This is a genomic window from Pedobacter sp. BMA, from assembly GCF_001027745.1.
Lineage (GTDB): Bacteria > Bacteroidota > Bacteroidia > Sphingobacteriales > Sphingobacteriaceae > Pedobacter.
The window spans coordinates 18,944-37,697 of sequence record NZ_LECU01000011.1; the positions used below are offsets into that span (position 1 = coordinate 18,944).

Below are 18,754 nucleotides of genomic sequence, written 5' to 3' on the forward strand. Positions count from 1 at the left end.
GAATTAGAAAACAAATGTGTTACTTATTTGGCTGATTGACTATCCTGGTTGTCCTTTGCTCAATTCGTTTTTCATAGTCCTTGCCCTGAAAAATACGGTGAACATATATTCCAGGTGTATGAATGTGGTCGGGATTGAGTTCGCCGGCTTCTACAAGTTCTTCAACTTCGGCAATGGTAATTTTGCCTGCCATGGCCATTACAGGATTAAAATTTCTGCTTGTCGACCTGAATATCAGATTACCTGCTGTATCTCCTTTCCATGCTTTTACAATGGCAAAGTCTGCATCGAAAGCATATTCCAATAAATAATCTTTACCGTGAAAGTTTCTAATCTCCTTACCTTCTGCAACCTCGGTTCCTACCCCTGCTGGTGTAAAAATAGCAGGCATACCGTAGCCTGCGGCCATGCAGCGCGTAGCAAGGGTTCCCTGTGGAATGAGATCAACCTCCAATTCGCCACTCAAAAGCTGACGTTCGAATTCCGCATTCTCACCCACATAAGAAGAAATCATCTTTTTGACCATACGCTTTTTAAGCATCAAACCAATTCCGAAGTCATCAACTCCGGCATTATTTGATATACAGGTAAGCGATTTTATCTCTTTAGCTACGAGAGCAGTGATACAATTTTCCGGAATGCCACACAAACCGAAACCTCCGAGCATAATTGTAGCGCCATCAAAAATATCTCTGACAGCCTCATCGGCACCCGATACAACTTTATTGATCATTTTTACGAATTTTGGTTAGACTCCTAAAATAATAAATCCGAATCAATATACGTTACAAAAACACTCCGAATTTGTTTAGATTCAGTTTTAATTGGAAATAACCATAACATCTATTACCTTTGTAATGCAATGATTTACGAGAGAGACGACAAAACATTTATTATCCCAAGCGATCCTGAATTTCAAAAAGGAATGGGGTTCATTTTAAGTTGTAGCGCAGAGCATAAAAAATGCTGCGAGAAATTTAAGAAAGGTAAACGCTGTAAGAAATGCCCCGGTAACAAAAAGTAACCGTTGATATTTTCAGAAGTAGCTAACTAATAATCGGGCTAGCCACTTCTGTTTAAGTATTATTTTTGTTAATTAAGATAAACATAGGTAATTCCATCTCCGCCCCTGTCTGCGTGTTCATCCTCCATCCTGTTAACCTGACTGTATTTTCTCAAATACTCTCTAATCATTTTCCTCAAAATCCCATCACCTTTACCGTGAATAATTTTAATTGATGGAAAACCAAGCATTATCGCTTTATCGAGATATTTTTCCACTTCAAATAAGGCATCCTCAGTACGTTTTCCACGTAGGTCAAGCTCGGCCCGAAAACCAGAAACAGCATCGTTCATACGGCCAGCGAAAGAGCCACCACTACTTTGAATCACCTTTTTCGCTTCTTTGTTACTAATTCTTTGAACACGGTTCTTTTTAACCGTTGAACGTAGATCGCCAATAGCCAGTATCAGTTCGTTACGGTTAATTTCCAATACCTGGGCCGTGGTTTCACTATCGGTAAATTTTACCCAATCGCCCACTACAACCTCTCCACCAACAATAACCTGAACTGGTTTGGCTTGTTCTTTCGGAACAGCATTATTGATCAGCTCACGCTGAAGATTTTGACGCAACTCTTTAGTAACCAATTTATCAGCCTGCTTTTCTTTAATTTCTGCTATTGTGTTTTCAACGAGTTTATTGGCATTTTTAATAATAGTCTGCGCTTCCTGCTTGGCTTCCTTAATTAATACCTTGCGATTTTCATCTAAAAATGCTTTGAGTTTTTCATTTTCGGCAACCAGGTTCCTGGCCTTATTTTGCTGATTGGCCAAACTTACTTTTGCATCATAAACATTTTTCTTTTCCCGTTCCAGATCAACCAGCATTGTATCCACCCTGTTCTGATTAGAGCCAGTTTTCTCTTTTGCCAATGCAATAACTTCTTTAGGCAGCCCTATATTCTGAGCAATTTCAAAAGCATAAGAGCTTCCCGGCTTACCCATTTCCAATATATACAGCGGTTTCATGCGTGCGTTATCAAAAAGCATAGAAGCATTTTCAAGGCCCGGAGTATTTCCTGCAAAAAGCTTCAGGTTAGAATAGTGGGTAGTAATTACACCACGTACCTTTTTATTGTTCAGTACCTCTAATACCGCTTCGGCCATAGGCCCTCCAAACTGGGGATCGGTACCTGTTCCGAATTCATCAATCAAAACCATTGTTTTTGGCGAAGCATGCTCTACGAAATACCTCATTTTTTTCAGGTGGGCACTGTAGGTACTTAAATCACTTTCAATGGACTGATCATCTCCAATATCGGCAAAGATATTCTCAAAAATTCCAACTTCGCTATTAGCGTCAACCGGAATAAGCAGCCCGGTTTGTAACATAATTTGAAGGAGCCCTACCGTTTTCATACAAACAGATTTACCGCCGGCATTAGGACCGGAAACCAACACAACACGGGTTTCTGCGTCAATATGAATATTTAGCGGCGTTACCGTTTTCTTTTCGCTGGCAAAAGAAATGGACAAAAGTGGATGTCTTGCATTAATTAGTTTTGTTTTCGGCTCTTTTAGCAATCCCGGCATCTCAGCTTCAATATCCAAAGCAAATAAAGCCTTTGCCCGTACGAAATCAAGCTTAGTTAAAAAGCCATGATAGGAAAGCAAAAGCGGAGAATAGGGACGCAGGTCATCAGTTAGTGAGATAAGTATTTTGATAATTTCTCTACGTTTATCAAACTCCAGATCGCGGAGCTTGTTATTGAGTGTAAATACCTCTTCCGGTTCAATATAAACTGTTTGGCCCGTTGCAGATTCATCATGTACAAAGCCCTTTAATTTACGTTTATTTTCTGCCAGAACCGGGATACACATCCTGCCATCGCGAATAGTCAAACTACCATCGGCTACCCAATTGTTGGCAATTGCTTGCTTATAAATGGAATCCATTCGCTTGCGTACATCCTGCTCAGTCCTTGAAATTGCAGCAGTAATCTCCTGCAGTTCTTTTGAAGCATTAGGTTTTATTTTTCCTTTCGGATCGATAACGGTCTCAATTTTCCTTAAGATGCTTTTTTCAATGGGTAAATGCTCGAAAAGTGCTTCGAGGGTGGGATAAACTTCAGCACGCTCTTCGAAAAACCGTAGAACAGAGAATACCGTTTGTAATGAAGTGTAAACCTGAAACCATTCATCTTCCAGAAGGTACGTTCCTTCCACCCTAATCTTATCTACAAGTGATTTAATATCAAAAAAAGTATTGATTTGCAAAGGCTCCTGGTTTTGCAGGATACTTTTAAACTCGTTTGTTTGCCGTAAAAATTTATCAATCTGATCAAAACGGTTCATTACCTGCATCTTTTGCACCATTACCTGGCCCATAGGGCTCAAACAATGTTTACTGATCAGTTGCCTGATTTCAACAAATCCTAAACGTTCTAAGCAATTATCGGGATATAACATATTATTGTACTGCTTGCGCCGGAACCAACAGAGGTTCGGCCGCCTTTTTTAAATTGATTAACGAATCTGCCTGTTTCTTTTTCCTGGCAATCTGTCCCAGGGCTTTTACTTTTGATAAAGAATCAGGTTTCATCTTTTTTCTGATCTCCAATGAATCAGCCTTAAATTTCTTGGCGATTTTAGTAGAGTCACTTCTAAACTGTTTCTTTCTAATCATCCTGTCAGCTATTTCCATAGCTTTTTTTTGTTTAGATAAGCCAGACTGGATTCTTTTATACATCTGTTCCAGTTCTGCAGGATGATTGTTGTACCAGATTAAACTAGTGTGATATTCAGTTGAATCGGTAGAGAACTTTTTATATATTCCGTTATAGTAACCCGACGCTACCTTTTTTGCAGAATCTTGTATATAAATGGTAGAAAGATAACCATCAACTACGTGTATATCAAACAAAATCTTCTCCATTTTATCTGGCTGGATAACATTAGCGGGTACTCCGGGTTTGCATCCGAGCCAGAATATACCAATCATTAATACCCATATTAGTTTCTTCATTATTAATTAATCGTTATTTATTGCCCAAATTGCGGCAAGGTTATTAATTTTACCAAAAATAGTTATAAATGAGCATAGCTGATAATCTTAAAAAATATAAAAGTGAGGTAGAATCTGATGGTGTAAAGCTTATTGCAGTATCCAAAACGCAAGCTACCGAGCTGATAAAGGAAGCTTACGATGCGGGACAACGGGCATTTGGGGAAAACCATGTACAGGAAATGGTTGATAAGCAATCACAACTCCCTAATGATGTTGAGTGGCACATGATTGGCCATTTGCAATCAAATAAAGTGAAATATATTGCTCCCTTTGTTAACCTGATCCATGGGGTTGACAGCCTGAAATTACTGCAGGAAATCAACAAGCAAGCTTTAAAAAACAAGCGTATTATTGATTGCCTTTTGCAAGTATACATTGCAGATGAGGATACTAAATTTGGATTGGGTTATGATGAAGTTATTGAATTATTGCGATCGGAAGCGTATCAGGAGCTGAAAAATATTCGCATTGTTGGTTTAATGGCTATTGCAACCAATACTACAAACGAGAAACAGATAACAATTGAGTTTAACGAGTTAAAAGTATTCTTTGATGGACTTAAGGACAGCTTTTTTAAAGACAGCGAAACCTTCTCTGAAATATCTACCGGTATGAGCGCGGATTATAAAATTGCAATAGAAGAAGGAAGTACAATGGTAAGAATAGGCTCAAGTATTTTTGGAAAAAGAGTGATCAAACATTTTAAAAATATCTCTGCAAATTAAATGAAGCTAAATATCAGAATTGCTGTAAAAGACGATTGTCTCCGAATACTGGACCTCATTAATGAACTGGCAGCATACGAAAATGCTCCCGCTGAAGTAACTGTTGAACCTGATCATTTTATTGATGCTGGTTTTGGCTCAAATCCGGTATGGAAAGCATTCGTTGCTGAAGTAGACAATCAAGTAGTTGGATTTGCCTTGTTTTATACGCGTTATTCCACATGGAAAGGCTCTAGGTTATATCTTGAAGATTTTATTGTTACGGAAAATATGCGTGGAAAAGGAATTGGCAAAGTTCTTTTCGACACGGTTATTGAAGAATCTAAAAACGGCAACTACAACGGGATGGTTTGGCAGGTGTTGGACTGGAATGAACCTGCGATTAATTTTTACAATAAATACAATGCAAACCTGGAAAGTGGTTGGTTAAATGCATCACTTTCTACTGAACAGGTAAAAGCTTTTTAGTTTATGGACATATTTAAGTTTGGGGGCGCATCAATTAAAAATGCAGACGGCGTAAGAAATGTAGCTAACATTATAAGAGACTATAAAAAGGGAAATTTACTTGTTGTAGTTTCTGCAATGGGCAAAATCACTAATCGGCTTGAAGATCTCAATGATGCATTTCTGTCGCAAAGTGAAGATACACACAACATATTTGAGGAAATTAAACTTTTTCACTTTAGTATAATCGAAGAACTTTTTAAAGGAAAGCCAAACCCGGTTTTCGACGACGTAGCGAACACCTTCGTTGAAATTGAATGGCTCATCGAAGATGAGGCAGATGAAAATGCTGAATATATCTACGATCAGATCGTATCCATTGGCGAAGTTGTTTCGACAAAAATTATTGCTGCCTGGCTCAATGAAACGGGTAGCAAAACGCTATGGGCAGACGCGAGAAATTATATCCAAACCGACAACACATATAAAGAAGGTAAAGTAGACTGGGCTAAAACCAATCAGACGATCCAAAAAGATCTGGTGCCCCTGTTAGCTGACCAAATCGTGGTAACACAGGGTTTCATTGGCGGTACAAGTGAAAATTACACCACAACGCTGGGTAGAGAGGGATCGGATTATTCAGCCGCGATTTTTGCGTCTTGCCTGGATGCGGCTGCATTAACGATATGGAAAGATGTTCCAGGAGTGCTGAATGCAGATCCAAAATGGTTCGATGAAACGGAGAAAATCGCCCAGTTATCTTATCATGATGCCATCGAACTCACCTATTACGGAGCAACGGTAATACATCCTAAAACAATTAAACCTCTTCAAAACAAGGGCATTCCATTATTTGTAAGATCTTTTATCGAGCCGAAAGGTTCAGGCACAGCCATCACAAAAGATAATAACCCGTTGCCGGTACCCTCCTTTATTTTCAAGGTAAACCAGGCGCTCGTATCTATCTTTCCGAAAGACTATTCGTTTATCATCGAAGAAAATCTAAGTAACATATTCGAACTTTTCCATAAGCATAAAATCAAAATCAATACCATGCTAAACTCTGCAATTAGTTTCTCAGTGAGTGTTGATGACCATGCGGGGCAAATCGAAAAACTGATTAACGACTTATCAGGCGAGTTTACCGTAAAATATAATAAGGGGTTGGAATTAGTTACCATTCGCTATTATAACCAGCAAACCATCGATCGTGTAACTATTGATAAAGATATTCTGCTGGAAGTGAAAAGCAGACATACCTGCCAGATGGTAATGAAAAACAGATATTTAACATAGAGATGAATTCAAAAATTTTAGCTGAAGCTGTTCAAGAGTACTTGCATAAAAATCAAAATGCAGATGCGAATGATATTGCCCTGGCTAAAAGTCCTTTCGAGTGTATCAGTGCTGCTCAATTGGCAGGCCAGATACAGGCCAGAAAAAAAGCCGAAAAAAAGTTACCAACCTGGTTTAATACCAAGGGAGTATATTTCCCCTCTCCACTATCCATAGAACAAACTTCGTCTGAAATTACAGCAGCATATAAAGCCAAATTAGCCAGGGGTGCATCTCTTATCGATTTAACAGGTGGTTTTGGAGTAGATGCATATTATTTTTCAAAAAAAGTAGCTCAGGTTGTACATTGTGAAATTGACCCTTCCTTATCAGAGATCGCAAAGTACAACGGCGGAGTACTTGATACACAGAATATTGAGTTTAAAAATAAAGATGGTATTGAGCACGTTAAAACTGGTTCAGCTGTTTTTGATACTATTTATGTAGATCCTGCAAGGCGCGCAGAAAAGGGCAAGGTATTTATGCTGAAAGACTGTACTCCTGATATTGCGGGCAACCTGATTGAGCTGCTCAATAAAACTACCCGGATTATTATCAAAACAGCTCCTCTGCTAGATCTTTCTGCGGGACTAGCAGAATTGCAGCATGTTAGTCAGATTCATATTGTGAGCATTAAAAACGAATGCAAAGAGCTTTTATGGATCATTGACAAAGATTATACCGGAGATGTAGAAATCATTGCTACAACCTTAAATGAACATGAAAAGTGTTTGATGATCAATAAGTCAAATCAAAACACCACGGTAATCTTTACAAATGAATTTACAACAGGAGATTACTTATATGAGCCAGATGCAGCTCTTTTAAAGTCCGGAGCATTTAATTTTATTGGCCAACACTATCAGCTGAAAAAACTGCATCCTCAAACGCAACTATATGTTTCGAAAAGCGTAAACGATAGTTTTCCGGGGCGTATCTTTAGGATTGAAGAGATGCTGACAACTACAGAACTCAAGAAAAGAAAAACACTGAAAGGAAATGTTATCGTGCGAAACTATCCCGCCAAAGCAGAGGAATTGGTTAAAAAATATAAGATAAAACCGTCTGCGCTACAGTTTTTGATTTTCACAAAAATATCAAATGGAGATAATATTATTTTAGTGGGATCCATTAAACAGTATTACTAAAAACAAAGGCCTTTCAATAATGGAAAGCCTTTGGTTTTAACGCAGATACGTAATAGCTAGCTACAGTTTCTTAACGTTTACTGCCTGTAAGCCTTTTCTGCCTTCAGCAACTTCGAACTCAACATTATCGTTTTCCTGTAAACTATCTATTCCGCCTAAAACATCTTTAAAGTGAACAAATAAGTCTTTATTATCTTCCTGAACGATAAATCCAAAACCTTTTTGAGTATTAAACCACTTTACTTTACCTATTGCCATAAAAAATAAAAAAATAAATGAACAAAATAAATTTTTAACACCTTCATCAGCATTTCATTTAACCATTTTTATTATTTACAGCAAATAAATAACCAGATTAAGCGTTAATCATAACAAAACTAACCAAATATAATAATTAGATCAATTATTTCATCAAAGTAAAGCCAATCACACAATAAAGTTGCGATTCAAATATAATTATTTGTTTGGTTGTGGTGTTGTTCTCAAATATGGCTTAATAACCTGATGACCTTTTGGAAATTTTGCAGGAATGTCTTCAGTTTTGATGCTATTCACTACAATAACATCCTCTCCATCTGTCCAATCAGCTGGTGTAGCCACGCTGTAATTAGCCGTTAGCTGAAGCGAATCAATAACCCTCAATACCTCATTAAAGTTTCTACCAGTTGATGCAGGATAAGTAATGATTAGTTTCACTTTCTTATCAGGACTGATTACAAAAAGAGACCTCACTGTTAATGTTTCTGAAGCATTCGGATGAATCATGTCATACAAAGTTGCAACTGTACGATCGGGATCAGCTATAATGGGAAATTCAACCGAAGTATTTTGTGTTTCGTTAATATCGCTAATCCACCCTTTATGCGATTCCGCAGAATCAACACTAAGTGCAAGAACTTTTACATTTCTTTTCGCAAATTCATCCTTCAATGCTGCTGTACGTCCAAGTTCGGTGGTACAAACCGGTGTATAATCTGCAGGATGGGAGAACAAAACACCCCAGCTATCACCAAGGTATTCGTAAAAATCAATTTCACCTATTGAAGTAGTTGCCCGGAAATCTGGTGCAATATCGCCTAATCTGATACTCATAATATTATATTTTTAAATTTGATTAAAACAAATCTAAACATAACTATAGTAAATACATAGGCATTATATCCATTTAATACAATGAAATTATAATTCTATAAAAAAAACCCTGCAGATATAGTTCTACAAGGTTTTCAAGAATATTAATTTATTTGGGAAATTAATTATAAGCCTTAATCATAAATACATAATCCTGTATTTTTTCGATCTGTTTAGTACGCTTTAAACCAGAAAGCGTACTGCGTTTATTTGCTGATAGTTTGTTTTTACCAAGTGAGTCCTGGGGAATTGCCCTCATCGCTTCGAGGATATACTTTGATTTAACTGCAAAAGCTGCCCCCTCAGTTTGATCTGGTTTACTGCTGATGATACCAATCAAATTTCCGCTATCATCCAAAACAGGCCCTCCGCTATTGCCCGGATTAACCGAAATTGCCACCTGGTATTGAGTAGTATCACCCACAAAGCCATTTTTCGAACTCACATAACCTTCACCCAAAACTGCATCATCTTTGGGATAGCCTAAAGTATATACCATTTCGCCAATACTACTTGTACTCTTCTTGATTGTGTAAGGAATAGATGATAAGTTTGAGAAATTCTTGTCACTGATTTTCAATATCGCGATGTCATTTTGCGGATCTGTATATACCGATTTCACTTTAAAGGATTCGCCTTTACTATTTTGTACATAAAGAGAATCAGCTCCGTTAATCACATGGAGATTGGTTAAGATATATCCATTTGTAGACACCGCAAACCCTGTTCCGCCAACACTATTCTGTACTGCTGGTTTGCCCGCCGCGGCAGACGTACTATTTATCTTGCGAATGAGGCTGTTCTGGGTTTTTATGGCTTTGTTAACCTGAGTGCTTAATAAAATAAGTTGTTCTTTTTGTCTCGTATTATGCTGTATGGAGTAAACAGACACCAGGGAAAGTATAAGAAATGAAGCCGCAACAGCGATCGCCGACTTGTGTTTACGCCAAAGCTGTACCACTTTTGATGGATGGGGTTTAAAAACCTCAGCTAAAGTTTCCACATCGATCTCCGCATGGATATTATTCAACTGCTCTTTTAAACGTGTTTGTGCAGCAAAAGCTTCCATAGACTCCAGAAAGAACTTATGTGAAACAACTTTATGATCAACGCCAGCATCATTCGCACGCAGAGCTTCAAAAGCAGCTGTTTCCTGAGCACTCAACCCACCCAGCAGATAATCTTCAATAATTGCATCTAACTCCAAATCGTTTCTCATTTCACTTTCTATGGTTGAAAAAATATTTTCTTTAAACGTTGCAGACACTTATACTTCTGTGTCTTGGCATTATCCGTATTGGTATAACCAAACTTTTCACATATATCCTGCATCGACATATTGTGTATATAAAAATCCTGAATAATAGTCTTACAAGGTTCGCCAAGGTGTTCAAGAGCTGATTGCATTTTAACAAATGCAGCATCCTTTTCCTCATGTTGCTCAACATCCTCTTCAACAGCAAACACTTCCTCATAATCAGTAATGCTGCCTGCCTTTTTACTATTCTGACTCAATTTCTTTAACCAAGTGCGCCTGCAAACTGAATAGATATACGTTTTTAGTTTGCTGCTCAACTCAAAATCACCGGCCTTAATTTTATTGTACAAAACAATAATGGTTTCCTGATAAACATCTTTTGCATCGTCTTCATCTCCGTTATTATTGAGAATGAACTGCAAAGCCATCGGATAATATGCCTTGTATAACTTATTAAGTATGTCTTCCGAGTTATTTAGAATACCTAAAATAACTTCTCTATCTGTTGGAACTGAACTCTTTAAACTGTTATTCACTAGTTAATACATTTTTCGATAAATAGTAACCCAATATTAGAGAAAAAAATATTTATAGCTACTATGTTTGATTAATACATTATGCACGCACTCGGTAACCCAACTTCACAAATAAAAAATATTTCAACTTTTTGTAAAATTATCGGGTTACCTTTTTACCTTTGCGGCATTAACAAGAAAATTAATTACTTAAAAAAATTCAAGAAAATGAAAAATGCATTCAAATTAGGCTTTTTAGCTTTAGCTTTATCTTTATCAGTTGTTGCTTGTAACTCAGAGAAAAAAGCTGAAGGTGCTGATACTACTTTAACTGATTCTTCAACTATCGTTACTGATACTACTGCTGTTGATACTACAGTAAAAGATTCTACAGTTAAAGATACTACTGTAAAAGCTACTACAACTACTACAGAAGAAGTTAAACACTAGTTCAACTTTACCCATAAAAAATGGCCTTGATTTAATTATCAAGGCCATTTTTATTTTGTTCATTTTTTTTGAGTTTAGCGGGTTACCTTTTCACTTTTCACGTATTAACAATAAATTAATTAATTACTTAAAAGAAATTTCAAAATGAAAAATGCATTCAAATTAGGCTTTTTAGCTTTAGCTTTATCTTTATCAGTTGTTGCTTGTAATTCAGAAAAAAAAGCTGATGGCGCTGATACTACATTAACAGATTCTTCAACTATCGTTACTGATACTACTGCTGTTGACACTACAGTAAAAGATTCTACAGTTAAAGATACTACCGTAAAAGCTACTACAACTACTACAGAAGAAGTTAAACACTAGTCTGACTTCACCCATAAAAAAATGGCTTTGATTTAATTATCAAGGCCATTTTTATTTATTTTACTTTTTTCTCCATTTTATAGGGTTACCTTTTAAGGTTTCCCGTATTAACAATAAATTAATTAATTACTTAAAGAAATTTCAACATGAAAAATGCATTCAAATTAGGCTTTTTAGCTTTAGCTTTATCTTTATCAGTTGTAGCTTGTAACTCAGAAAAAAAAGCTGATGGTGCTGACACAACTTTAACCGATTCTTCAGCTATTGTAACTGATACAACTGCTACTGACACTACAGTAAAAGATTCTACTGTTAAAGATACTACAGTTGCTGTAACTACTGAAAAAACTGAAGTTAAACACTAGTTTTAACTTTAATTTATAAAAAAGGCTTTAAGTTTCTTAAAGCCTTTTTTTATTGATAAAAATTTGCCTCAAATGAGGCTTAAATTATTGAAACAATTAATAAAGAATGAAATTTTAATTAAATTCAGGTACGATCACACAAATAAAAATGAAAAAGCAGAAAATATAAATGCTTTTACCATAATTAATCGCTATCATCTATTTTTTTACATAAATTAGCCATTAATTAATCAGAACCACAACAAAAACAAAAGACAAAATGAAAAATGCATTCAAATTAGGCTTTTTAGCCCTTTCTCTATCTTTATCAGTAGTTGCCTGCAGTTCAGACAAAAAAGCTGATGGCGCAGATTCTACTACAACCGACAGCACCGTTGTTGATACCACTGTAAAAGACACTACAGCTGTTGATACAATGATGAAAGACTCAACGACCACTGATACAGCTACGAAAATGTAATCTTTTTAGAAATTACAGAAAGGCTTTGGGTAATAACCAGGGCCTTTTTTGTTTTTATACCATAGAGATGAATTATTAACCGACATTTTATAGTAAATTTGCGGCAAAATTATAAACCGCATAATGAATTTAACATCGCTACAAGCAATCTCACCCATAGATGGTCGTTATAGAAGGACAACCGAAAATCTGTCTGCCTATTTTTCGGAAGAAGCTTTAATTAAATACCGTATTTTTGTAGAAATAGAGTATTTTATTGCGTTGTGCGAAATCAATATAGCTGGCTTGGAAAACTTCGATAAAAGCCTTTATCCCAATCTACGTCAAATTCATGAAAATTTCTCCGAAGTTGATGCATTGGAAATTAAAGAAACGGAAAAAGTAACTAATCACGACGTTAAAGCAGTTGAGTATTTTATCAAATCAAAATTTGACACGCTTTCGCTACAAGAATACAAAGAATTCATTCATTTTGGATTAACTTCGCAGGATATTAACAATACAGCAATCCCATATTCTGTGAAATTGGCATTGAATGAAACCTACTATCCAGCTATTGAATCATTAATCACAAAAATAAATGAGCTAGCTGTAGAATGGGCCCACATTCCTATGCTCGCCCACACTCACGGGCAACCGGCCTCACCGACTAAATTAGGGAAGGAATTTCTGGTATTCGCTGATCGACTGAGCATACAGCTTGATACTTTGAAATCAATCCCTAACAGTGCAAAATTTGGTGGAGCAACAGGAAACTTTAATGCACACCACATTGCTTATCCTGAAGTAAACTGGGTCACTTTTTCAAACCAGTTCGTTAATGAAACATTAGGCTTAACAAGAGCGCAACATACTACTCAAATTGAGCATTACGATCAGTTCGCGGCACAATGTGATGCTTTGAAGAGAATTAATAACATTATCATTGATTTAGACCGGGATATCTGGACTTATATTTCAAAAAATTATTTTAAACAAAAAATTAAAGCTGGAGAAATCGGTTCATCAGCTATGCCACATAAAGTGAACCCAATCGACTTCGAAAATGCAGAGGGAAATGCAGGTATTGCAAATGCATTATTCGAATTTTTTGCTGCTAAACTTCCCATTTCAAGATTGCAAAGGGATTTAACCGACTCCACAGTTTTAAGAAATATTGGTGTTCCATTTGGTCACACGTTAATTGCAATTAACGCTACCTTAAGAGGCCTTAATAAAATTTTGCTGAATGAATCCACTCTACATGCTGATTTAGAAGATAACTGGGCAGTGGTAGCTGAAGCCATTCAGACGGTGTTACGCAGACAAAACTTTCCAAACCCTTATGAAGCTTTAAAAGAGCTCACCAGAACAAACACCAAAATCAACGCTGCAAGTATTGCTGCGTTTATTGAAGGATTGACTGTAACTGAAGAGGTGAAAGTACAATTGAGAACAATTACCCCATTTAATTATACGGGTATTTTTTAAGTGCATTAAATTGACGCTAAACAGACAGCCTTAAAAAAGATTATTGATGAGTAATTCTTAATTTTGTTTATTCAAATTGATTAAGACATGACGATTAACGTATATACAGAACAAACCCCTAATCCAGCTACCATGAAATTCATGGTCAACAAGCTGTTGATTAACGGAAGTGAGGATTTTGCAACCAAGGAAAGTGCTGAGCAATCTCCTTTCGCGAAAGAATTATTTAAGTTCAACTTTGTTTCTGGTGTATTTTTCGCCAGCAACTTTGTAACAATTACCAAAACAGATGATGCAGACTGGGCTGATATCGAAGCGATTTTAAAGGAGTTTGTAAAAGGAGCAGTAGAATCTGAATTAAAGATCAAAGAAGTAAGTACTGATGAAGCACCAGCTTTTGAAGGTTCTGAAACCGAAATTAAAATTCAGCAGATTCTCCATGATTATGTTCGTCCGGCTGTAGAGCAAGACGGTGGTGCGATTACCTACAAATCGTTTGACGAAGGCGTTGTTACCGTGGAATTACGCGGTTCATGCAGTGGGTGCCCCTCATCAACAATTACCTTAAAATCAGGTATTCAGAATTTGTTACAGAGGATGGTACCAGAAGTTACAGAGGTTGTTTCTGAAGCACTTTAATATAGCGCATTTTTCATAGTACCTATATCAGAATGGCCAGCTAATTTAGCTGGCCATTCTTTGTTTACACATTTTTTTTTATTGCCCCAGCTATTTCCTTCCTGATGGGACAGGTTGTAAAACTATTTGAAATATCTTTTAATAGCTTCCAGCATTTCATCTGTTAATTTACCGTTGGTTGCCAATATCTCCCTTTTAACAAAATAATCATTACCTCCGGAAAAATCGAATACCTCACCACCTGCCTGCTGCACGATGAAGCACCCTGCTGCAAAATCCCACTGCTGGAGATTATATTCGAAGAATGCATCGAAACGACCACAAGCTGTGTAGACAAGATCAATAGCTGCTGCACCGATCCGGCGAACGCCATGACTTTTTTGCATCATCTCTTCCAGCAACTTTAAATACTGAGCTTGTTTATCGAACTGGTAATAGGGAAATCCTGTGGCTAGCAGGCTTGATTTTATATCCGGATTAGCAGAAACCCCGATTTCTTTTTTATTCAAATAGGCCGACCCACCTTTGTATGCATAAAACATTTCGCCTCGGTTTAACTCGCAAACCACTCCTATAACCGGAACACCATCTTCATAAAGTGCTACACTGATACCATAAGCCGGAATCCCATGTATAAAATTGGTAGTTCCGTCCAGCGGATCGATAATCCAGGTATAGGTTTTACCATCTCGGTTCACCGTTTTCTCCTCAGTGATAAAGCCTGCGTCAGGTATCAATTTTTCCAGGTTCTGCACCAATTTCTGTTCTGCCGTTTTATCAACGTAAGAAACCATGTCATTTAAACCTTTGTATTCAATTTTATTGACGTCAAACTGCATCGACTCTTTACGGATAAAATTTCCTGTGAGTCGTACAATTGAGATCACTTTATTGCATAGTAATTCGTAATTCATAGCCGTTTAACAAATCCCCGGATGGGTTGTTGTCATTTTAATGAAATTATTGTGCGAAATTATTTTTATTCCTTAAGGCATAAGCGCTTAAGGCAATGCCACCTAGAACAAGAAAAGTAGATATCATTTCTGCTTGTGTGAACGATAAACCGAATACATGGTATTTAGAGTTTACCCGGATTAACTCGATACAAAAACGCTCAACACCATTTAAAATCATATAAATTCCGAACATAAGTCCTGGCGCTTTAATCTTATCGCGTACACTCCATAGAAATGCAAAAAGAATAAAACATATAATTACTTCGTAGATCGGAGTAGGATAAACTCCCTGAGCCAGTTCATTGCAGAACTTACCGGTGCACCCCGCAATCGGAATACCCTCTCCCACCACATTGTTGGGATATTGGTAAGACCATAGCCAGTCAGGTAGCCACGAAAAAGGTTTTGGATTTGCATTAACAATACCCCAGTCACCATCCCCTGCCAGGTGACAACCAATCCTGCCAACCGCATAGGCTAACATCATTCCAGGCCCACCTACGTCCAGCATATGCAAAGGCTTAATTCCATTGCGTTTAGCTATAATCAGCACTGCAGCACCACCACAGATTAACCCGCCATAGAAAGTTAAACCACTAAACGACAACAGGCGCTCTATCGGATGCTGTACGAAATCATCCCAGTATTCAAGGTTATCAAAAAACTTAGCCCCCAAAAATCCCCATACAGCTGCCCACACAATGAGATTACTCATAATCTGATACGGATGTACTGTAACTTCTGTTTCTTTTGGTTTATCTAATTTATGCTTATCTTTTTCTTTGTAATCCCAGTAGGCAAAAAGCCCGGCAAAGAATAATCCTCCGAAAATATTTCCTTTTGCCGACATCAAAATAGCCTGCGCATCATTCACAAACATGGAATAATTTACCAGGGCATAAATCAATTTATAACCAATGATAAATCCAAAAAGGCCATTCATGATCAGATCTGAAGTGGTCGCTTTTTGTCCTATTACAACGTTCCTTTGAAATGGATGTAAAACGCCTAGACTTTCCTTACGCTTTAATTCCTTGGTAAAAGCCCAATAACCTGCAACAAAAGCAAGGGCAACAAAAACACCAAAGGTATTAAATGGTAAAGGCAAATTGATGCCTAGTAAGTATTCTAAAAAATGAGATACGGTAGGAAACATAATAATAATTTGCAGCGAAGATAGGAAAGAAAGGTCAAAGTTTTAGTACAGCAAATTGATATTTGCGACCTGATCACATTCCGATATTAACGATTAATGATGTGCGTAAACGTTTCAAGTTCTGCAACTTCGACTTCACCCTCTGCAGTTAGCGCAAGTAGCTTAACTGCTTTTAACTCATTCACCATTAATGGATCATATTTGGCGCGGACTTTAACATAGTTTTTGGTAAAACCATGCATATAGCCCATTTTCTGGTCAGCTTCAAATAATACCTCTCCTTCTGTACCAATCTGCGATTGGTAAAACGCCCTGCGTTTTTTGTCAGAGAGAATATGCAACATTTTACTACGTTCGTTACGTTCGCTACCTGACACAACGCCTTTCATTTCAGCAGCTACTGTTAACTCCCTTTCAGAATAGGTAAAAACATGCAGATATGATATATTAAGCTCATTTAAAAATTGAAAAGTATCAAGAAAATCCGCTTTTGTTTCACCCGGAAAACCAACGATCACATCTACACCTATACAGCAATGTGGCATCACTTCCTTGATTTTTGCCACCCGCTCCACATACAAATCTGTCCGGTACCGGCGGCGCATCAATCCTAATATCTTATCAGAACCCGATTGCAAAGGGATATGAAAATGCGGAACAAATCGCTTTGAAGTGGAAACAAATTCAATGATCTCATTACTTAACAAGTTAGGCTCAATCGACGAAATACGAATTCTTTCAATACCTTCAACTTCATCCAGCGCTTTAACCAGATCAAAAAACTTATCCTCTCGCTCGCCATTGCGAATACCAAAATCTCCAAGGTTTACTCCCGTTAAAACAATTTCTTTAACACCACTTTCAGCTATCGATTTCGCACGATTAATCACATTTTCGATGGTATCGCTCCTGCTGGCGCCCCGGGCAAGCGGGATAGTACAATAGGTACAAGGGTAATCACAACCATCCTGAACTTTCAAGAAAGTTCTGGTTCTATCGCCAATTGAATAAGAGGCAATGAAGTTGTGATTTACTTTTTCGATATTTTGCTGATGAACAACTGTTTTTGGATTTTTGGTCAGGTCGGTAATGTATTCAACAATTCTGAATTTTTCAGCTGCTCCCAAAACCATATCCACACCTTCGATTTCCGCAATTTCCTGTGGTTTCAGCTGGGCATAACAGCCAACAATGGTTACAAAGGCATTTGGTGAGTATTTTAATGCCTCCTTAACAACCTTGCGGCACTTTTTATCTGCATGATCGGTAACAGAACAAGTATTGATCACATAAACATCGGCTTTATCCTGAAATTCTACCACGGCATAACCTGCGTCGGTAAATAAACGACCAATGGTAGAAGTTTCTGAATAGTTTAACTTACAACCTAATGTATAAAATGCGACCTTTTTCATCTAGCCTGCAAAGATAGGAAATTAGATTTGAGTATTAAGACGTAGGTTTCGTCATTAGAGGTAAATTACAGTGAAATAACATTCCATTTAACGAACCACTAACTATTTAATCCGATTTATCATTCCAACGATAACTTTCCTGCTCAAAGCCAGCCAAATCGATCACACGGTTTACAACGGTACCTGCAACTTCTTCGATAGTTTTTGGTAAGCTGTAAAAAGAAGGATTTGCAGGACAAATGATTCCCCCGGCTTCCGTTACCATTTTCATGTTGTTAATATGGATTAAACTAAAAGGGGTATCACGAACAACAGCAATCAGTTTTCTGCGTTCTTTTAAAATAACATCAGCAGCTCTCGAAATCAAATCATTAGAGATCCCATGCGCTATCCTTCCAAGCGTTCCCATAGAACACGGAATAATAATCATCGTGTCGTATTTTGCAGAACCGGAAGCGAAAGGTGCATTGAAGTCGTTTTTGCTATAAAAAGTAAAGTCATTGTAATCGTTAAAACGCTTGTTACCCAGCTCAAATTCCCAAACTTCTTTAGCATTATCGCTCATCACTACGCCCACTGATGTAATCTGATCTTTCAATTGATGCAAATGATCAAATAAAACTTTTGCATAAATAGCCCCGCTTGCACCAGTTACCGCCACAATTACTTTCTTTTTATTCATTATACAAAAGTAGCTATTCCAGGCCATAAAAAAAGGGCCAGAACAATGTTCTGACCCTACATCTACCTATGAAAAACATACCCTCGAAAGGGTAAGAACAAATATATATATTTTTTTAAAAAAAGATAATTGTGAAACGTTAAATAGTGCTATTGTTCAAGATATTT

21 protein-coding genes are annotated in these 18,754 nt (G+C 37.2%); 10 read left to right on the plus strand and 11 right to left on the minus strand.

Translation table 11 applies throughout. The annotated features are described in order from the left end of the window. Window positions 1-19 precede the first annotated feature (19 nt). From AB669_RS20585 to AB669_RS20595, 3 genes are all read right to left on the minus strand, one after another. On the minus strand, window positions 20-733 hold the full coding sequence (locus AB669_RS20585) for a CoA transferase subunit A (RefSeq protein ID WP_047801259.1): 714 nt from the start codon (window positions 731-733) through the stop codon (window positions 20-22). Between the two features lie 359 nt (window positions 734-1,092). Next, window positions 1,093-3,471, minus strand: coding sequence for an endonuclease MutS2 (locus AB669_RS20590; RefSeq protein WP_047801260.1), 2,379 nt, complete (start codon window positions 3,469-3,471; stop codon window positions 1,093-1,095). Window position 3,472: 1 nt separating this feature from the next. Further along, a complete protein-coding gene (locus AB669_RS20595; protein ID WP_047801261.1) occupies window positions 3,473-4,027 on the minus strand; it encodes a DUF4296 domain-containing protein in 555 nt (184 codons plus the stop codon). Window positions 4,028-4,095: 68 nt separating this feature from the next. Here AB669_RS20595 and AB669_RS20600 point away from each other — a divergent pair, with 68 nt between their 5' ends. Genes AB669_RS20600 through AB669_RS20615 form a run of 4 tightly spaced genes read left to right on the plus strand, consistent with a single transcriptional unit; the run spans window position 4,096 to window position 7,724 of the window. Continuing rightward, complete coding sequence (locus tag AB669_RS20600) at window positions 4,096-4,794, plus strand: YggS family pyridoxal phosphate-dependent enzyme (protein ID WP_047801262.1); 699 nt, start codon at window positions 4,096-4,098, stop codon at window positions 4,792-4,794. Further along, a complete protein-coding gene (locus AB669_RS20605; protein ID WP_047801263.1) occupies window positions 4,795-5,262 on the plus strand; it encodes a GNAT family N-acetyltransferase in 468 nt (155 codons plus the stop codon). A 3-nt stretch (window positions 5,263-5,265) separates the two neighbouring features. Beyond that, entirely contained in the window at window positions 5,266-6,537 is a 1,272-nt protein-coding gene (locus AB669_RS20610; protein ID WP_047801264.1) for an aspartate kinase, read from the plus strand. A 2-nt stretch (window positions 6,538-6,539) separates the two neighbouring features. Then, entirely contained in the window at window positions 6,540-7,724 is a 1,185-nt protein-coding gene (locus AB669_RS20615) for a class I SAM-dependent methyltransferase (protein WP_047801265.1), read from the plus strand. 60 nt (window positions 7,725-7,784) lie between these two features. Here the strand turns inward: AB669_RS20615 and AB669_RS20620 are convergent, their stop codons facing one another. From AB669_RS20620 to AB669_RS20635, 4 genes are all read right to left on the minus strand, one after another. Next, complete coding sequence (locus AB669_RS20620; RefSeq protein ID WP_047801266.1) at window positions 7,785-7,982, minus strand: cold-shock protein; 198 nt, start codon at window positions 7,980-7,982, stop codon at window positions 7,785-7,787. A 198-nt stretch (window positions 7,983-8,180) separates the two neighbouring features. After that, complete coding sequence (locus AB669_RS20625) at window positions 8,181-8,816, minus strand: peroxiredoxin (protein ID WP_047801267.1); 636 nt, start codon at window positions 8,814-8,816, stop codon at window positions 8,181-8,183. 160 nt (window positions 8,817-8,976) lie between these two features. Beyond that, the gene (locus tag AB669_RS20630) at window positions 8,977-10,074 is read right to left on the minus strand and encodes a serine protease (protein WP_047801268.1); all 1,098 of its coding nucleotides are present in this window, start codon (window positions 10,072-10,074) and stop codon (window positions 8,977-8,979) included. Between the two features lie 8 nt (window positions 10,075-10,082). Then, a complete protein-coding gene (locus AB669_RS20635; protein WP_047801269.1) occupies window positions 10,083-10,649 on the minus strand; it encodes an RNA polymerase sigma factor in 567 nt (188 codons plus the stop codon). Between the two features lie 81 nt (window positions 10,650-10,730). Between AB669_RS20635 and AB669_RS22440 the strand changes: the two genes are divergently transcribed. From AB669_RS22440 to AB669_RS20665, 6 genes are all read left to right on the plus strand, one after another. Then, complete coding sequence (locus AB669_RS22440) at window positions 10,731-11,078, plus strand: hypothetical protein (protein WP_231582726.1); 348 nt, start codon at window positions 10,731-10,733, stop codon at window positions 11,076-11,078. Window positions 11,079-11,222: 144 nt separating this feature from the next. Continuing rightward, a complete protein-coding gene (locus AB669_RS20645; protein WP_047801270.1) occupies window positions 11,223-11,444 on the plus strand; it encodes a hypothetical protein in 222 nt (73 codons plus the stop codon). A 146-nt stretch (window positions 11,445-11,590) separates the two neighbouring features. Beyond that, window positions 11,591-11,809, plus strand: a complete 219-nt coding sequence (locus tag AB669_RS20650; protein WP_047801271.1) for a hypothetical protein — start codon at window positions 11,591-11,593, stop codon at window positions 11,807-11,809. 259 nt (window positions 11,810-12,068) lie between these two features. Then, on the plus strand, window positions 12,069-12,269 hold the full coding sequence (locus tag AB669_RS20655; protein WP_047801272.1) for a hypothetical protein: 201 nt from the start codon (window positions 12,069-12,071) through the stop codon (window positions 12,267-12,269). Window positions 12,270-12,392: 123 nt separating this feature from the next. Then, entirely contained in the window at window positions 12,393-13,739 is a 1,347-nt protein-coding gene (gene purB, locus AB669_RS20660; RefSeq protein WP_047801273.1) for an adenylosuccinate lyase, read from the plus strand. An 87-nt stretch (window positions 13,740-13,826) separates the two neighbouring features. Continuing rightward, a complete protein-coding gene (locus tag AB669_RS20665) occupies window positions 13,827-14,378 on the plus strand; it encodes a NifU family protein (RefSeq protein WP_047801274.1) in 552 nt (183 codons plus the stop codon). Between the two features lie 122 nt (window positions 14,379-14,500). Here AB669_RS20665 and AB669_RS20670 read toward each other — a convergent pair whose 3' ends face one another. From AB669_RS20670 to AB669_RS20685, 4 genes are all read right to left on the minus strand, one after another. Next, window positions 14,501-15,292 (minus strand): inositol monophosphatase family protein, encoded by a 792-nt coding sequence (locus tag AB669_RS20670; RefSeq protein WP_047801275.1) that lies wholly within the window; start codon window positions 15,290-15,292, stop codon window positions 14,501-14,503. Window positions 15,293-15,338: 46 nt separating this feature from the next. Further along, entirely contained in the window at window positions 15,339-16,490 is a 1,152-nt protein-coding gene (locus AB669_RS20675; RefSeq protein ID WP_047801276.1) for a prolipoprotein diacylglyceryl transferase, read from the minus strand. Window positions 16,491-16,576: 86 nt separating this feature from the next. Then, window positions 16,577-17,905, minus strand: coding sequence for a tRNA (N(6)-L-threonylcarbamoyladenosine(37)-C(2))-methylthiotransferase MtaB (mtaB, locus tag AB669_RS20680; protein WP_047801277.1), 1,329 nt, complete (start codon window positions 17,903-17,905; stop codon window positions 16,577-16,579). A gap of 106 nt (window positions 17,906-18,011) precedes the next feature. Then, complete coding sequence (locus AB669_RS20685) at window positions 18,012-18,587, minus strand: UbiX family flavin prenyltransferase (RefSeq protein WP_047801278.1); 576 nt, start codon at window positions 18,585-18,587, stop codon at window positions 18,012-18,014. Window positions 18,588-18,754: the final 167 nt, after the last annotated feature.

Coding starts and splice junctions, on each gene's coding strand:
- AB669_RS20650 (WP_047801271.1), top strand. CDS start 11,591: ATGAAAAATGCATTCAAATTAGGCTTTTTAGCTTTAGCTTTATCTTTA.
- AB669_RS20655 (WP_047801272.1), top strand. CDS start 12,069: ATGAAAAATGCATTCAAATTAGGCTTTTTAGCCCTTTCTCTATCTTTA.
- AB669_RS20665 (WP_047801274.1), top strand. CDS start 13,827: ATGACGATTAACGTATATACAGAACAAACCCCTAATCCAGCTACCATG.
- AB669_RS20615 (WP_047801265.1), top strand. CDS start 6,540: ATGAATTCAAAAATTTTAGCTGAAGCTGTTCAAGAGTACTTGCATAAA.
- AB669_RS20585 (WP_047801259.1), bottom strand. CDS start 733: ATGATCAATAAAGTTGTATCGGGTGCCGATGAGGCTGTCAGAGATATT.
- mtaB (WP_047801277.1), bottom strand. CDS start 17,905: ATGAAAAAGGTCGCATTTTATACATTAGGTTGTAAGTTAAACTATTCA.
- AB669_RS22440 (WP_231582726.1), top strand. CDS start 10,731: ATGCACGCACTCGGTAACCCAACTTCACAAATAAAAAATATTTCAACT.
- AB669_RS20610 (WP_047801264.1), top strand. CDS start 5,266: ATGGACATATTTAAGTTTGGGGGCGCATCAATTAAAAATGCAGACGGC.
- AB669_RS20605 (WP_047801263.1), top strand. CDS start 4,795: ATGAAGCTAAATATCAGAATTGCTGTAAAAGACGATTGTCTCCGAATA.
- AB669_RS20675 (WP_047801276.1), bottom strand. CDS start 16,490: ATGTTTCCTACCGTATCTCATTTTTTAGAATACTTACTAGGCATCAAT.
- AB669_RS20685 (WP_047801278.1), bottom strand. CDS start 18,587: ATGAATAAAAAGAAAGTAATTGTGGCGGTAACTGGTGCAAGCGGGGCT.
- AB669_RS20645 (WP_047801270.1), top strand. CDS start 11,223: ATGAAAAATGCATTCAAATTAGGCTTTTTAGCTTTAGCTTTATCTTTA.
- AB669_RS20620 (WP_047801266.1), bottom strand. CDS start 7,982: ATGGCAATAGGTAAAGTAAAGTGGTTTAATACTCAAAAAGGTTTTGGA.
- purB (WP_047801273.1), top strand. CDS start 12,393: ATGAATTTAACATCGCTACAAGCAATCTCACCCATAGATGGTCGTTAT.
- AB669_RS20600 (WP_047801262.1), top strand. CDS start 4,096: ATGAGCATAGCTGATAATCTTAAAAAATATAAAAGTGAGGTAGAATCT.
- AB669_RS20670 (WP_047801275.1), bottom strand. CDS start 15,292: ATGAATTACGAATTACTATGCAATAAAGTGATCTCAATTGTACGACTC.
- AB669_RS20595 (WP_047801261.1), bottom strand. CDS start 4,027: ATGAAGAAACTAATATGGGTATTAATGATTGGTATATTCTGGCTCGGA.
- AB669_RS20630 (WP_047801268.1), bottom strand. CDS start 10,074: ATGAGAAACGATTTGGAGTTAGATGCAATTATTGAAGATTATCTGCTG.
- AB669_RS20625 (WP_047801267.1), bottom strand. CDS start 8,816: ATGAGTATCAGATTAGGCGATATTGCACCAGATTTCCGGGCAACTACT.
- AB669_RS20590 (WP_047801260.1), bottom strand. CDS start 3,471: ATGTTATATCCCGATAATTGCTTAGAACGTTTAGGATTTGTTGAAATC.